At 69.5% G+C, this 13,489-nt stretch carries 16 protein-coding genes; 14 read left to right on the forward strand and 2 right to left on the reverse strand.

Annotated elements, in window-relative coordinates; translation table 11 throughout:
- The first annotated feature begins 2 nt into the window (after nucleotides 1-2).
- The 5 genes from leuD (at nucleotide 3) to AB0P18_RS05145 (ending at nucleotide 4,965) form a co-directional block, all read left to right on the forward strand.
- Complete coding sequence (gene leuD / locus AB0P18_RS05125) at nucleotides 3-599, forward strand: 3-isopropylmalate dehydratase small subunit (RefSeq protein WP_344054046.1); 597 nt, start codon at nucleotides 3-5, stop codon at nucleotides 597-599.
- A gap of 89 nt (nucleotides 600-688) precedes the next feature.
- Entirely contained in the window at nucleotides 689-2,059 is a 1,371-nt protein-coding gene (gene murA / locus AB0P18_RS05130) for a UDP-N-acetylglucosamine 1-carboxyvinyltransferase (RefSeq protein ID WP_363359224.1), read from the forward strand.
- Nucleotides 2,060-2,062: 3 nt separating this feature from the next.
- The gene (locus tag AB0P18_RS05135; RefSeq protein ID WP_363359225.1) at nucleotides 2,063-2,851 is read left to right on the forward strand and encodes a lysophospholipid acyltransferase family protein; all 789 of its coding nucleotides are present in this window, start codon (nucleotides 2,063-2,065) and stop codon (nucleotides 2,849-2,851) included.
- Nucleotides 2,841-3,977 (forward strand): NAD(P)H-dependent glycerol-3-phosphate dehydrogenase, encoded by a 1,137-nt coding sequence (locus AB0P18_RS05140; RefSeq protein WP_363359226.1) that lies wholly within the window; start codon nucleotides 2,841-2,843, stop codon nucleotides 3,975-3,977. Before AB0P18_RS05135 ends, AB0P18_RS05140 begins: the two co-directional genes overlap by 11 nt.
- Complete coding sequence (locus AB0P18_RS05145; protein WP_363359227.1) at nucleotides 3,877-4,965, forward strand: D-alanine--D-alanine ligase family protein; 1,089 nt, start codon at nucleotides 3,877-3,879, stop codon at nucleotides 4,963-4,965. The genes AB0P18_RS05140 and AB0P18_RS05145 overlap by 101 nt, the downstream gene beginning before the upstream one ends.
- Here the strand turns inward: AB0P18_RS05145 and AB0P18_RS05150 are convergent.
- On the reverse strand, nucleotides 4,962-5,450 hold the full coding sequence (locus tag AB0P18_RS05150; protein WP_344054037.1) for a DUF3515 domain-containing protein: 489 nt from the start codon (nucleotides 5,448-5,450) through the stop codon (nucleotides 4,962-4,964). The genes AB0P18_RS05145 and AB0P18_RS05150 overlap by 4 nt on opposite strands.
- A gap of 66 nt (nucleotides 5,451-5,516) precedes the next feature.
- Between AB0P18_RS05150 and thiL the strand changes: the two genes are divergently transcribed.
- Entirely contained in the window at nucleotides 5,517-6,512 is a 996-nt protein-coding gene (gene thiL, locus AB0P18_RS05155; RefSeq protein WP_363359229.1) for a thiamine-phosphate kinase, read from the forward strand.
- Here thiL and rsmD read toward each other — a convergent pair whose 3' ends face one another.
- Nucleotides 6,513-7,076 (reverse strand): 16S rRNA (guanine(966)-N(2))-methyltransferase RsmD, encoded by a 564-nt coding sequence (rsmD, locus tag AB0P18_RS05160; RefSeq protein WP_344054033.1) that lies wholly within the window; start codon nucleotides 7,074-7,076, stop codon nucleotides 6,513-6,515.
- 63 nt (nucleotides 7,077-7,139) lie between these two features.
- Here rsmD and AB0P18_RS05165 point away from each other — a divergent pair, with 63 nt between their 5' ends.
- From AB0P18_RS05165 to AB0P18_RS05200, 8 genes are all read left to right on the forward strand, one after another.
- Nucleotides 7,140-7,766 carry a hypothetical protein gene (locus tag AB0P18_RS05165; protein ID WP_363359230.1) on the forward strand — a complete coding sequence of 209 codons (627 nt, stop codon included), beginning with the start codon at nucleotides 7,140-7,142 and terminating at the stop codon, nucleotides 7,764-7,766.
- Nucleotides 7,767-7,807: 41 nt separating this feature from the next.
- Nucleotides 7,808-9,970: an ATP-dependent DNA helicase RecG gene (locus AB0P18_RS05170; RefSeq protein ID WP_363359231.1), complete on the forward strand. Its 2,163-nt coding sequence runs from the start codon at nucleotides 7,808-7,810 to the stop codon at nucleotides 9,968-9,970.
- 28 nt (nucleotides 9,971-9,998) lie between these two features.
- On the forward strand, nucleotides 9,999-10,496 hold the full coding sequence (gene coaD, locus AB0P18_RS05175) for a pantetheine-phosphate adenylyltransferase (protein ID WP_363359232.1): 498 nt from the start codon (nucleotides 9,999-10,001) through the stop codon (nucleotides 10,494-10,496).
- 85 nt (nucleotides 10,497-10,581) lie between these two features.
- Nucleotides 10,582-11,058: a DUF177 domain-containing protein gene (locus AB0P18_RS05180; RefSeq protein ID WP_344055836.1), complete on the forward strand. Its 477-nt coding sequence runs from the start codon at nucleotides 10,582-10,584 to the stop codon at nucleotides 11,056-11,058.
- 39 nt (nucleotides 11,059-11,097) lie between these two features.
- Nucleotides 11,098-11,307, forward strand: a complete 210-nt coding sequence (rpmF, locus tag AB0P18_RS05185; RefSeq protein WP_344054025.1) for a 50S ribosomal protein L32 — start codon at nucleotides 11,098-11,100, stop codon at nucleotides 11,305-11,307.
- A 17-nt stretch (nucleotides 11,308-11,324) separates the two neighbouring features.
- The gene (gene rnc, locus AB0P18_RS05190; RefSeq protein ID WP_363359233.1) at nucleotides 11,325-12,017 is read left to right on the forward strand and encodes a ribonuclease III; all 693 of its coding nucleotides are present in this window, start codon (nucleotides 11,325-11,327) and stop codon (nucleotides 12,015-12,017) included.
- A 7-nt stretch (nucleotides 12,018-12,024) separates the two neighbouring features.
- Nucleotides 12,025-13,008, forward strand: coding sequence for a bifunctional DNA-formamidopyrimidine glycosylase/DNA-(apurinic or apyrimidinic site) lyase (mutM, locus tag AB0P18_RS05195; protein WP_363359234.1), 984 nt, complete (start codon nucleotides 12,025-12,027; stop codon nucleotides 13,006-13,008).
- Nucleotides 13,001-13,489 (forward strand): hypothetical protein, encoded by a 489-nt coding sequence (locus AB0P18_RS05200; RefSeq protein ID WP_363359235.1) that lies wholly within the window; start codon nucleotides 13,001-13,003, stop codon nucleotides 13,487-13,489. Before mutM ends, AB0P18_RS05200 begins: the two co-directional genes overlap by 8 nt.

A 13,489-nucleotide genomic window follows, 5' to 3' on the forward strand; every position in this document is an offset into this window, starting at 1 on the left:
TCATGGAGAAGTTCACCACCCACACCGGCATCGCCGCGCCGCTGAAGCGCTCGAACGTCGACACCGACCAGATCATCCCCGCGGTCTACCTCAAGCGCGTGACCAAGACGGGGTTCGATGACGCCCTGTTCGCGGCGTGGCGGCAGGACCCGGACTTCGTCCTGAACCAGCCCGCGTACCAGGGCGCGAGCGTCCTGGTCGCCGGACCCGACTTCGGGACCGGGTCCAGCCGGGAGCACGCCGTCTGGGCACTGCGCGATTTCGGATTCGCGGTCGTCCTCAGCCCGAAGTTCGCCGACATCTTCCGAGGGAACTCCGGCAAGCAGGGACTGCTGACCGGCGTGATCTCCGAAGCGGACCTCGAGCGCATCTGGGCGGCGATCGACGCCGAGCCCGGCATCCGCATGACGGTCGATCTCGAGGCCCGCACCGCGTCGATCGGCGACCTCCAGGTGCCGTTCGAGATCGACGATTACACTAGGTGGCGGCTTCTCGAAGGGCTCGACGACATCGGGCTCACCCTGCGCAACGAGGACAAGATCGCGCAGTTCGAGGCTCGCCGAGAGGCGTGGCGCCCTCGGACACTGCCTGTTCCATAGACTCAGTCGGTTCCGTAGGCTCGGGCATCCAGCCCACGAGGCTGGGCGCGGACGGCCGTTCCCTCGAGACACAAGTGAGGATCCACCGGATGAAGACGCTTCTGGACGACCAGGCACGATCGAAGGCGACAGGGGGCGGCATGACCGGTGAGACGCTCGCGATCCGCGGCGGTCGCCCACTGACCGGACGCGTGGAGGTCAAGGGCGCGAAGAACCTCGCCACGAAGGCGATGGTGGCGGCACTCCTCGGAGAGACGGTCAGCGTCCTGCGCGACGTGCCCGACATCAGCGACGTACAGGTCGTCCGGTCCCTGCTCGAGGTGCACGGCGTGACCGTGCAGGAGGGTGACGAGGAAGGCTCCCTCGTGTTCGACCCGAGCGGGGCCGTCTCGGCGCACTTCGAGGAGATCGACGCGCACGCCGGGGCCTCCCGCATCCCGATCCTCTTCTGCGGCCCGCTGCTGCACCTCCTCGGCGAAGCCCTCATCCCCGACCTCGGCGGCTGCCGGATCGGCGACCGCCCCATCAATTTCCACATGGACGCACTCCGCGCGTTCGGCGCGATCGTCGACAAGACCTACGAGGGCATCCGCATCACGGCACCGAACGGCCTGCACGGCGCGGACATCGAGCTGCCTTACCCGAGCGTCGGCGCGACCGAGCAGGTCCTGCTCACCGCCGTGCGAGCGAAGGGTGTGACCGAGCTGCGCAACGCGGCGATCGAGCCCGAGATCATGGATCTCATCGCCGTCCTGCAGAAGATGGGCGCGATCATCTCCTACGAGCCCAACCGGGTGATCCTGATCGAGGGCGTGGAGAGCCTGCGCGGGTACGACCATCGCTGCATCTTCGACCGCAACGAGGCAGCGTCGTGGGCGTGCGCCGCGCTCGCGACCGACGGCGACATCTACGTCGGCGGCGCGAAGCAGCAGGAGATGCTGACGTTCCTCAACGTGTACCGCAAGGCAGGCGGCGAGTTCGACGTGCACGAGGACGGCATCCGGTTCCGCCGGGGAAGCGCGCTCAAGCCGGTCGTCGTCGAGACGGACGTGCATCCCGGCTTCATGACGGACTGGCAGCAGCCCCTCATCGTCGCGCTCACCCAGGCGCCCGGCACGTCGATCGTGCACGAGACCGTATACGAGAACCGTCTCGGATTCACCGAGGCCCTCGTGCAGATGGGCGCGGACATCGTGGTGCATCCGCAGGGGATCGACAGCCCCGACCGCCGCGTGCCGCGTCGCGCGCTCGAGCAGGCAGCGGTGATCAACGGCCCGACCCCGTTGCACGGCGCCGATGTCGTGGTGCCCGACCTGCGGGGCGGGTACAGCTACCTGATCGCGGCTCTGGCGGCCGAAGGCGAGTCCGTCGTCCGCAACGTCGGCATCATCCGCCGCGGCTACGAGAAGCTCTTCACGAAGCTCGACGCCCTGGGCGCCGATTTCGACGTCATCGGCTGACGCGTGGCCACCGCCTCACCCCGCACTCCGGGCGCGCGTACGCCCCGACGCAGCACGGAGCGAACCCGCCCGAGCGTGTTCTGGCCGCTCTCCTGGGTCGTCGTGCCGCTGACCGCAATTTTCGCCAAGATCGAGATCATCGACGCTCACAAGCTCCCGCAGGAGGGCGCGTACGTCCTCGCGCCGAGCCATTCGACGGAGTTCGACCCCCTCATCGTCGCCGTCGCCGTGTGGCGGATGGGGCGCGCGCCGCGCTTCATGGCGAAGGAGAGCCTCTTCAAGGTTCCGGTGCTCGGATGGGCGCTGCGGGCGACCGGCATGGTCCCCGTCGCCCGTTCCTCCTCGGCATCCGCCGCACGCCAGACGATCGAGGCGTCCGAGATCCTGGTCGAGCACGGCCGGGGGGTCATCGTCTACCCCGAAGGCACTCTGACGCGCGATCCGGACCTGTGGCCGATGCGGGGGAAGACCGGTGCGGTGCGCCTGGCCCTCGCGGACGGCATCCCGCTCATCCCGATGGCGCACTGGGGAGCCCAGGACATCCTGCCGCGGTACGGCAGGCTGAGCTTCTGGCCGTTGCGGCGGCCCGTGCAGGTCATCGTCGGCGATCCGGTCGACCTCGGTGAGTATGCCGGGAAGGGGACGCAGCCGGCCGCCCTCGTAGCCGGAACCGACCGCCTGATGAATGCGATCGCCCAGCTGCTCTCGCAGTTGCGTGGCGTTCCCGCTCCCGCGAAGCGCTGGAACCCCAGCGAGCACGGGCAGAAGGAGACGGGTCGCCTTGAGCCGTAGACAGGAAGCCGCCCTGCCGCGCGTGGCCGTGATCGGCGCAGGCAGCTGGGGGACGACGTTCGGCAAGATCCTCGCGGACGGCGGTGCGCACGTCACGATGTGGGCACGTCGACCCGAGCTCGCGAACGAGATCCACGAGGCCAAGCGCAACAGCGAGTATCTCCCGGGGATCAACCTGCCGCGCGACATGCACGCGACGCATCATCTGTCGGAAGCGCTCGACGGCGCCGAGCAGATCTATCTGTCCATCCCGAGCCAGGCGCTGCGGGAGAACCTCAAGGCGGTCCGTCCGCTCGTGACGGGCACGGACGCGCCGATCGTCTCTCTCATGAAGGGCGTCGAGCGGCGCTCCGGCCTGCGCATGAGTCAGGTCATCGAGCAGGAGCTGCACTGCGACCCGGCGCGCATCGCCGTGGCCTCGGGGCCCAACCTCGCGCTTGAGATCGCCCGCGAGCAGCCGACGGCGGCGGTGATCTCCTCGATCAGCCAGGAGACCGCCGATGCGGTCGCCCGCCGTGCGCGCAACCGCTACTTCCGCACGTTCGTGAACACGGACGTGATCGGCACCGAGTTCGGCGGAGTGCTCAAGAACCTGATCGCCGTGGCGATCGGGATCGTGGACGGGGTCGGATACGGGGAGAACACGAAGGCCTCGATCATCACGCGCGGTCTCGTGGAGATGAGCGATTTCGCGGTCGCCCAAGGCGCGGAGGTGGAGACGTTGCAGGGCCTCGCGGGCCTCGGCGACCTCATCGCGACGGGCCAGTCGCCGCTCAGCCGGAACAACACGGCGGGCCGACTTCTCGGCCAGGGCTACAGCTTCCAGGACGTCGTGAAGCAGATGAACCAGACCGCCGAAGGCCTGGCTTCGGTCGCGCCGGTGCTGCAGCTCGCCCGCGAGGCCGGCATCCAGATGCCGATCGTCGAGCAGGTGAAGATGGTGCTGGACGGAACGATGGACCCGCGTGAGATCGCACCACACCTCACGACGGATGACGATGAGCCCCAGGGCGAAAGGACGCAGAATGGACAGGCCGGCGGTGGTGGTGCTCTTTGGAGGTCGCTCCAGCGAACACTCGATCAGTTCCGCAACGGCGGGCGGCGTTCTCCGCGCGATTCCGCGTGACCGCTACGCGGTGATCCCGGTCGGGATCACCCGCGAGGGTGTGTTCGTCCTCGAGGACGACGATCCCGACAAGTTCGGCCTCGACGCCGACCGGCTTCCGGAGGTCATCGACAACGGCTCGCGGATCCTGTGGCCCGAAGGCGGTGGCGATCGGACGCTGCGCGTGCGCCGCGCGGACGGTGACATCGCCGATCTCGGGAACGTCGATGTCGTCCTGCCGATCCTGCACGGCGTGCACGGCGAGGACGGCACCGTCCAGGGGTTCCTGGACACCCTCGAGCTGCCGTACGCCGGTGGCGGGGTGCTGGATTCGGCGCTGTGCATGGACAAGCACTTCATGAAGATCGTGCTCCGGTCAGCGGGCGTGCCGGTCTCTCCGTGGGTGACCGTGACGGCCGCCGGTTGGGCGCGCGATCCCGACGCAGTGCGGGCGGACGCCGTGGCCCTGGGTCTTCCGTTGTTCGTCAAGCCCGCGCGCGCGGGTTCGAGCGTGGGTGTGTCCAAGGTCGCCGCGCCCGATGAGCTGGACGACGCCCTCCGGGTCGCCTTCGCGGAGGACGAGAAGGTCCTCATCGAGACGGCGATCGTCGGGCGCGAAGTGGAGGTCGCGATCCTCGAAGGCCGCCGCGGTGGCCGCGCGCGGGCGTCGCTCCCGGGCGAGATCGTCCTCACCACGCGCGAGTTCTACGATTTCGAGGGGAAGTACCTCGGCGGTGACGGGGCCGAGGTGGTGTGCCCCGCCGAGCTGACCGACGCCGAGATCGCCGCGATCCAGGAGCTCGGCATCCGCGCGTTCGAAGCCGTCGACGGGCGGGGACTCGCGCGGGTCGACTTCTTCCTCGCGTCCGACGGGCTCGTCGTGAACGAGCTGAACACGATGCCCGGGTTCACGCCGATCTCGATGTTCCCGAAGTGCTGGATCGCGTCCGGCATGACCTACCCCGAGCTGATCGCCGAGCTGATCGACACTGCACTCGAGCGCGCCTAACCCTGCGCTTCAGGATCCGCCGACTCGGGAGCGATGCATTCGCGATCCTTCGGTAGCTGACCGACGGCTCCGGAGAGATCCGACAGCACGTTGTTGGGCGAGACGACCTCGTTGTCGACGAACAGCTCGACAGCCGGCGTCCGCCCATACGTGGTGAGTCGGAAGCGCGGCGCCTCGCTCTCATCGACGAGCCAGTCCACACCCCCGATCGTGATGCAGCGGAGGGTGGACGGGCCGGGTGCTTCGAGCCCGCACGTCAGGATCACCGCGGCCGGATCGCCCCACGCCCCGGTCGCCTGCGCGTCCGTCCAGCGGCGCTCCTGGCCGTCCACGGTGTCGGGCATCCGCACGGTGACGTCCGCGCACTCCGGCGTGTTCGCCTCGGGAGCGGCCTCCAGCGACACCGTCGAGGCGCAGCCGGACAGCGCCACGCCGAGCAGGGTGACCAGCGCTACGGACACGAGGGCAGCGGATCGGTGGGACACTCCTCCAGGCTACCTGCGGGCCCGTTCGCGTGCCTCGCTGCGAGTCGTGGACGCTACCGTGGACGGATGAGCTCGCGCGCGGACGAACGGACGGTCGGTGAGCTCAGCGAGGCGGCGGTCCTTGCGAGGATCCTCGAGCGGATCGGGCCGTCGCGCGCCCTGGTCGGTCCCGGAGACGACGCCGCCGTCGTGTCCGCACCCGATGGGCGGGTCGTGGCGACCACCGACACCCTCGTCCACGGCCCGGACTTCCGGCTCGCGTGGTCGAACGGGTTCGACCTGGGGTGGAAGGCGGCGGCGGTCAATCTCGCCGACATCGCGGGAATGGGCGCGAGGCCCACGGCGCTGCTCGTCGCCCTCGCGATGCCGGGCAGCACCACCGTCGCTTTCGTCGAGCGGTTCGCGGAGGGGCTGTGCGCCGCGTGCGAGGCGCTCGCACCGGGCTGCACGATCGAAGGGGGCGATCTCACGGTCTCGGACACGCTCACGATCGCCGTCACGGCGCTCGGCAGCCTCGACGGGAGACAACCTGTGCTCCGCGGCGGCGCACGCGCGGGCGATGTGATCGCCGTGGCCGGCGCGCTCGGACTCGCCGGACGCGGGCTCGGCATCCTGTTCGATCGTTTCCGCGACGCCTCCGGTGAGGCGGTCCCCGTCGACGCCGACCTCCTCGACGACGCCGAGCGCGACGCGCTCCGCGCGCAGCTGGCGCCGACGCCGCCGATCGCCCTTGGGCCGGTTGCGGCGGACGCGGGGGCGACGGCCCTCATGGACGTCTCGGACGGACTCCTGCTGGACGCATCGCGCATGGCCGCGGCATCCGAGGTATCGATCGGGATCGACTCCGCAGCGCTCGGACCCGATCCTCAGACGGCCCTCACCGGAGGCGAGGACCACGCGCTGCTCGCGGCCTTCCCGGATTCCGATCCGCTGCCCTCCGGCTTCCGGGCGATCGGACGCGTCCTGCCAGCGGGTCCGCATCGCGTGCTCGTGGACGGCAGAGCCCACGACGGTCGCGCCGGGTGGGATCCCTACCGGGACTGGGACGCCCACCGCGGCTGATCAGCCGACCGGCGTCGCCCACCACAGGACGGTGTCGCCGTACCTCTTGGAACGCTCGTGGCGCAGCCCGGGCGGCAACAGCGGCTGCGGGGCGCGAGCGGCCCGCTCGACCACGACGGTGGCCTCCGCCGACAGTGAGGGGACGAGTAAAGAGAGCGCATGTGTCAAGTCCGCCTCGGACAGCTCGTAGGGCGGGTCGAGGAACACGAGATCGTACGGTCCGCGCGGCCCGCCGAGGAAGGTCGCCACCGCATTGCGGTGCACCGTGATCGCGACGTCGCGCCCGACGGACTTGCCGACCTTCGCCGCATTGCGCTGCACGATCGCCGCCGCCTGCGGCGACTTCTCGACGAGATCCGCGGATGCCGCGCCCCTGCTCACCGCCTCAAGTCCCAGCGCCCCCGATCCCGCGTACAGGTCCAGCACCGCGGCACCTCGCAGCGCGTCGGCGGATTCGAGGGCACCGAACAGCGACTCTCGGACCCGATCGCTCGTGGGACGGGTTCCGCTGTCGGCGACGTCGAGCACGATCGATCCGGCACGTCCTGCAATGATCCGTGGCACGCCCCCAGCCTATGCACCCTTATGCTCGGGTCAGGGGGGATCTTCGAGAGAATCGGAACGGCGATGATCCGCACACGCACACGCACGCGCACCCTGTCCACGCTCGTCTTCGCCGGGATCCTGGCGCTGGGCCTCTCTGCGTGCGACGGGGCGGAGAACACCCCCACGGCATCGCCCACGAGCGCCGCGCCGACCGCGAGCGGCTCGCCCACGCCGACGGCGACCCCCACGCCGACGGCGACGGTTGCGCCGGTGACGCTGCCCACCGACTGCGCCGCACTCGGGACGGAGCAGTCACGTGCCGCAGTGCTCGACGGGCTCGACTTCCAGGGCGGCGACTACACGCAGTTCGTCCGACCGGTGCCCGCGAACGCGACGCTCGCCCTGGGCTGCGACTGGTTCGCGGGTGACGCGACCGGGCTGCTGGTGCTCATCAGCACTGCGCCGGCGTCCGATGTCGCCGCCGCCGCGGCAGCGTTGCCGGCGGACGGGTTCACGTGCACGACGGATGACTTCGGGGCTCCGGTCTGCCAGAAGACGACGCCGAACAGCCAGTATCCGGTCGACGTCGTCGAAACGGTCGTCGCGCGCGAGGGTGTCTGGGTCTTCATGGAGACCTCGAACCTGGACGGGACGCCGCTGCTGTCGGACATCGTCGACGGGATCTTCGGGATCACCAACGGGCAGTGACCCGATCGCGGCGCGTCGGGAGGCGTGCCTAGACTCGGAGCATGCCCGCCCTCGCGCTGGAATCGCGTCTCGACGGCGCCGTGGGCGGGAAGACCGCCACGGCGCTCGAGCGTGCGTTCGGCATGCGTACAGTGGGCGATCTGCTCGCTCACTACCCCCGCCGCTACGCGAAGAGGGGTGAGCTGACCCCGATCTCCTCTCTGCCGATCGGCGAGCCCGTGACGATCGTCGCCGAGGTGAGGCGTGCGTCCGAGCGCCGTATGCAGAATCGGAAGGGATCATTGCTGGAAGTCGTGATCAGCGACGGCGCGGGCGAACTGTCGCTGACGTTCTTCAACCAAACCTGGCGATTGAAGGACCTGCAGCCGGGGCGGCGGGGGGTTTTCGCCGGGAAAGTGGGGGAGTACCGCGGCGCCAAGCAGCTCGCGCACCCCGATTACGAACTGTTCGACGACGAGCAGACGGCGCGACTGACCGCGGAGGCGAACGCGAACCTGCCGATCCCGATCTATCCCGCGACGAGCACGATCGCGAGCTGGCAGCTGCGCAAGATCGTCGAGCTGGTCCTCGACGGCCTCGGCCCGGTGGCCGACCCCCTGCCCGAGAGCCTCCGCCGCGAAGAGGGTCTGCTGGACGCGCGCACTGCGATCGACCGCATCCACCGTCCCGAGGTCGAGGGCCAGATCGATCAGGCCCGCGCCACCCTCCGTATGCACGAGGCGTTCGTCCTGCAGGTGGCCCTGCTGCAGCAGCGGCAGTCCGTCCGTGCACTGTCGGCGACGAGCCGGGCGCCGGGTGCGCTCCTGGCGGGTTTCGACGCGGCTCTGCCGTTCGAGCGCACGCCGGATCAGATCTCGGTGGGCGATCGCATCGAGCGCGATCTGCAGGGCGACTGGCCCATGAACCGGCTCGTGCAGGGCGAAGTCGGTTCGGGCAAGACGCTCGTGGCACTGCGTGCGATGCTCCAGGTCGCCCAGAGCGGTGGACAGTCCGCTCTCATCGCACCGACGGAAGTGCTCGCCGGCCAGCACCTGCGCTCGATCGCGCGGATGCTCGGTCCGCGTCTGGCCCCCGAGCTCATGCCCACGCTGCTGACCGGGCAGATGCCGGCCGCGGAGCGGCGCAAGGCGGCACTGCGCGTCGCCTCGGGCCAGGCGCTCATCGTGGTCGGAACGCACGCCCTGTTGAGCGAGTCGACCACGTTCGCCGACCTCGGTCTCGTCGTCGTCGACGAGCAGCATCGCTTCGGCGTCGAGCAGCGCGAGTCCCTGCGGGCGAAGGGCTCTGCTCCGCACGCGCTCGTCCTCACCGCGACCCCCATTCCACGCACCGTGGCGATGACGGTCTTCGGCGACCTCGACGTCTCCACGATCCGCACGATGCCGCAGGGACGGGCTGGAATACAGACGTTCGTCGCGCCCCTGGCCGAGAAACCGGGATGGTTCGCCCGCGTGTGGGACCGGATCGCCGAAGAGGCGGCCGCAGGTCATCAGTCGTTCGTCGTGTGTCCGGCGATCGACGCGGAGTCGCAGACGAAAGATGACACCGCCGACGAGCCGGCGGGGCCCTCGGACGGCGAAACGGTACGCACGCGGTGGGGGGTTGCGCAGGTGCTGGACCTGCTCTCGCGCCATCCGTCGTACGCGCGGCTGCGCGTCGCCGGGCTCCACGGCAAGATGCCCGCGGACGAGAAGGACGCCATCATGCAGTCCTTCGCGCGGGGCGAGATCGACGTGCTGGTCGCGACGACCGTCGTCGAGGTCGGGGTCGACGTCGCGAATGCCTCGACCATGGCGATCCTCGAAGCCGATCGGTTCGGGGTTTCGCAACTTCACCAGCTGCGCGGACGCGTGGGACGCGGCGGAGTGCCGGGACTCTGCCTGCTCGTGACGGAGGCGGCACTCGGAACGCCCGCCCGTGACCGTGTCGAAGCGGTCGCCGGCACGCTCGACGGCTTCCTTCTCGCCGAGATCGACCTCGATCTCCGCGGCGAGGGCGATGTGCTCGGCGACGCGCAGTCCGGCGCACGATCGTCGCTGCGGCTCCTGCGGGTCGTGACGGATGCCGATCTGATCGCCCACGCGCGCAACGTCGCGGAGCAGGTACTGGAGGAGGATCCGGCGCTGCGTGCGCACCCAGGACTCGCGAGCGCCCTGGAGCGGAGGCTCGGGCAGCACGAGCGGGCGGCACTCGCGAAGAACTAGGTATCGCCGCCGCCGATAGGCTCGCCTCATGAGCAGCCGGATCGCCGTCGTTCCAGGATCTTTCGACCCGCCGACCCTCGGGCATCTCGATGTCATCCGGCGGGCGGCGGCGCTGTACGACGAGCTGCACGTGCTGGTCGTCCACAACCCGGGCAAGGAAGCGTTGCTGCCGATCGCGCAGCGGCTCGCGCTGCTCGAGCAGTCGATCGAGGAGAGCGACATCACAGGCCAGGTCATCGTGGCCTCCTGGAGCGTCGGCCTGCTCGTGGACTACGCCACCGACGTCGGGGCGGGAGTCCTGGTGAAGGGCATCAGGTCGCAGATCGACGTCGCGTACGAGACCCCGATGGCGATCGTGAACCGGCACCTCGCGCACGTCGAGACCGTCTTCCTGCTGCCCGACCCGGCCCACGCGCTGGTCTCCAGCTCGCTCGTCCGGCAGGTCTCGTCCCTCGGTGGCGACGTGTCGCCGTTCGTGCCCCCTGCGGTCGCCCGGTTCCTCGACCCGGGAGCTTCGCGCACCTGACCCGGTAGGCTTGAGGATCGTGAGAAATCATCGTCCAGGGCCCTTCGCGCTGCCCGTGCGCGACATCGTCCACCACCCCGGGGAGATGCGCGAGTTCACGATCGACGCGCCGGCGCCGGAGAAATGGGGCGAGGGACTGGTGAGCGTCGCGGCGGGCCGCGACGTGCGGGTCGAGGTCCGGCTCGAATCCGTCCACGAGGGGATCCTGGCCAGCGGGAGCCTCGAGACCGAGTACGACGGAGTGTGCGGTCGCTGTCTGATCGACATCGCCGCACCCGTCGAAGTCGAGTTTCAGGAGCTTTTCGCGTATCCTGGGGAGGAAGCATCTGACTTCGAGGTTCAAGACGACCACGTGGATCTTGAAACTCTGGTCAGGGACGCGGCCGTGTTGTCGCTTCCGTTTCAGCCGGTGTGTCAGCCGGATTGCCCCGGCCTCGATCCGGTCACGGGCGAGCGGCTGGCCGGAAGCACCGGGACAGAGCAGGGCGATCCCCGCGACATCCGCTGGGCCGCGCTCGAGCAGTTCACCCCAGACCACGACGACGAAGAGCCGCGCGCGTAGCGCCGGGATCATCGTCGCGAACACAGAAGAGAGCAAGCCATGGCTGGTAACCCCCCGAAGCGGAAGGTCTCCCGCTCCAACACCCGTTCGCGCCGCGCGCAGTGGAAGGCGGCGCCCATCGCGCTGACCAAGACCATCGAGAACGGCAAGGTCGTCTACGGGCGTCCCCACCAGGCGAAGGTCGTCACCGACTCGCAGGGCACGGAGCTGTTCCTGGAGTACAAGGGCCGCAAGGTCGCCGACGTCTGATCCCGCACCGGCGGATCGTGACACAGGTCGCACCTGAGCGCAGTGCGCTCACCGACAAGCTCGGAGTCGATATCGACCCCGAGCTTTTGTCGCTGGCGCTCACGCATCGTTCCTGGGCGTACGAACACGGCCAGGGGCCGCACAACGAGCGCCTCGAATTCCTCGGCGACTCCGTGCTCGGGCAAGCCGTGACCGTGCGGCTTTTCACGGCCAACCCTTCGCTCGACGAGGGTGCGCTCGCCAAGCGTCGTGCGAGCGTGGTGTCGACCGTCGCGTTGGCCCAGGTCGCCCGCGGCATCGGCCTCGGCGCGCACGTGAAGCTCGGCCGGGGCGAAGAGCAGACGGGCGGCCGCGACAAGGACTCCATCCTCGCCGACACGATGGAAGCGGTGATCGGCGCGACCTATCTGTCGGTGGGCCCGGAGGCCGCGACCGGTCTCGTGCTGCGGTTGATCGACCCTCTCCTGGCGGATCCCGACCGCTACGGCGCCGCCGTGGATCCCAAGACGACGCTTCAAGAACTCGCGTCCCGCACCGGATCGACGCCTCCGGTGTACGAGGTGACCTCGACCGGTCCTGACCACAACCGGCTCTTCTCCGCCACCGTCACCGTCGGAGACTACTCCGCCCACGGAACGGGTTCGAGCAAGAAGCAGGCCGAGATGGCGGCTGCGCTGCACGCCTGGCGCGAGCTCAGCGCACGAGGCTGAGCGCGCCGTGCCGGAGCTTCCCGAGGTCGAGGTCGTCCGAGCGGGCCTCGACCCCGCCGTGTCCGGCGCCACCGTCGTCGGCGTCAGCGCGTGGGATGAGCGCGCACTGACGAGATACGACGGCACGGCCGCGGACTTCGAACGCGTCCTGACGGGACGGGTGCTGCACGGAGCGGCGCGACGCGGCAAGTTCCTCTGGATCCCGCTCGCGCCGGCGGCAGGCGAGTCACAGCCCGCCCACGCCCTCCTCGCTCACCTGGGCATGAGCGGACAGCTGCTCCTGCGGACGCCCGGTGCGCCTGCCGAGAGGCATGAGCGCATCCGCCTGGAGATCCAGCATCCGCAGCACGGTGAGCTGGCCGTCGTCTTCGCCGACCAGCGCACCTTCGGCTCACTCACGGTGGACCCCCTCACGTCGACGCCGGATGCCGCGCCCGGTGGGCTCGGCACGGATCAGCCGCTCGTCCCGGAACAGGTCGCCCACATCGCTCGCGATCCGCTCGATCCCGCTTTCCGCGACGACCGGTTCCGCGAGGCGCTGCGGCGGAAGGGGTCCGCGATCAAGCGGGTCCTGCTCGATCAGACGGTCATCAGCGGCATCGGCAACATCTACGCCGACGAAGCACTCTGGCGCACCCGGCTGCACCCTGAGACTGAGTCGAGAGCGCTCGCGACTCGTACCGTCAACCGTCTGCTGGGCGAGATCCGCGCGGTGCTGCACCAGGCGCTCGCGGAGGGGGGCACGAGTTTCGACGCCCAGTACGTCAACGTCAACGGGCAGGCCGGCTACTTCGCGCACTCCCTGAATGCCTACGGCCGCACCGGACTTCCCTGCCCGCGCTGCGGGCGCGCGATCGTACGCGTCTCCTTCATGAACCGCTCCAGCCACTACTGCCCTGGCTGCCAGCGATTTCGGCCGACGCGCGAGTCCTCTGCACTGGCTAGGATGAAGAGCTCCCCTCCGTCCCCCCGAAGGAACCCTGATGTCTGACAACGAATCCGTGGCGCCCGGTCTGTCCCGCAGGACGGTCACCAAGGCGGCGGCGTGGGCTGTCCCCGCGATCGTCTTCGCCGCTCCCGTTCCCGCTTTCGCCGCCAGCAGCGATGTCGCGGTATCGATCACGGGATCCTGCGCCGGAAGCGGGCCCACCGGTTCGTTCACCTTCACTTCCGGTCCCATTCCGGTCGGCCAGGAGATCGTGATCACGCTCTCGCACTCAGGGGCTGGTTCGTTCGGCTCCTCCGTGAATTTCGTCGCCAGCGGAATGAACCCCTACACCATCACCGGCACCGGAGCCGCGGTCAGTGGCGTGATCACGGTGTCGTTCACCCTCCCCACCAACGGCACGGGGCGCGTGACGGCCACCGTCTCGAGCGGATCCGGAGCCCTCGTCAGCGGCAAGCTCACCGGATTCGTGGAGAAGCGCCGCGACGGCAACAGCAGCAACTACAACCAGTGCTCCGCCGGCTGA

The sequence above is a fragment of the Microbacterium sp. NPDC064584 genome, from assembly GCF_040687315.1.
In the GTDB taxonomy this organism is placed as follows: domain Bacteria; phylum Actinomycetota; class Actinomycetes; order Actinomycetales; family Microbacteriaceae; genus Microbacterium; species Microbacterium lacus.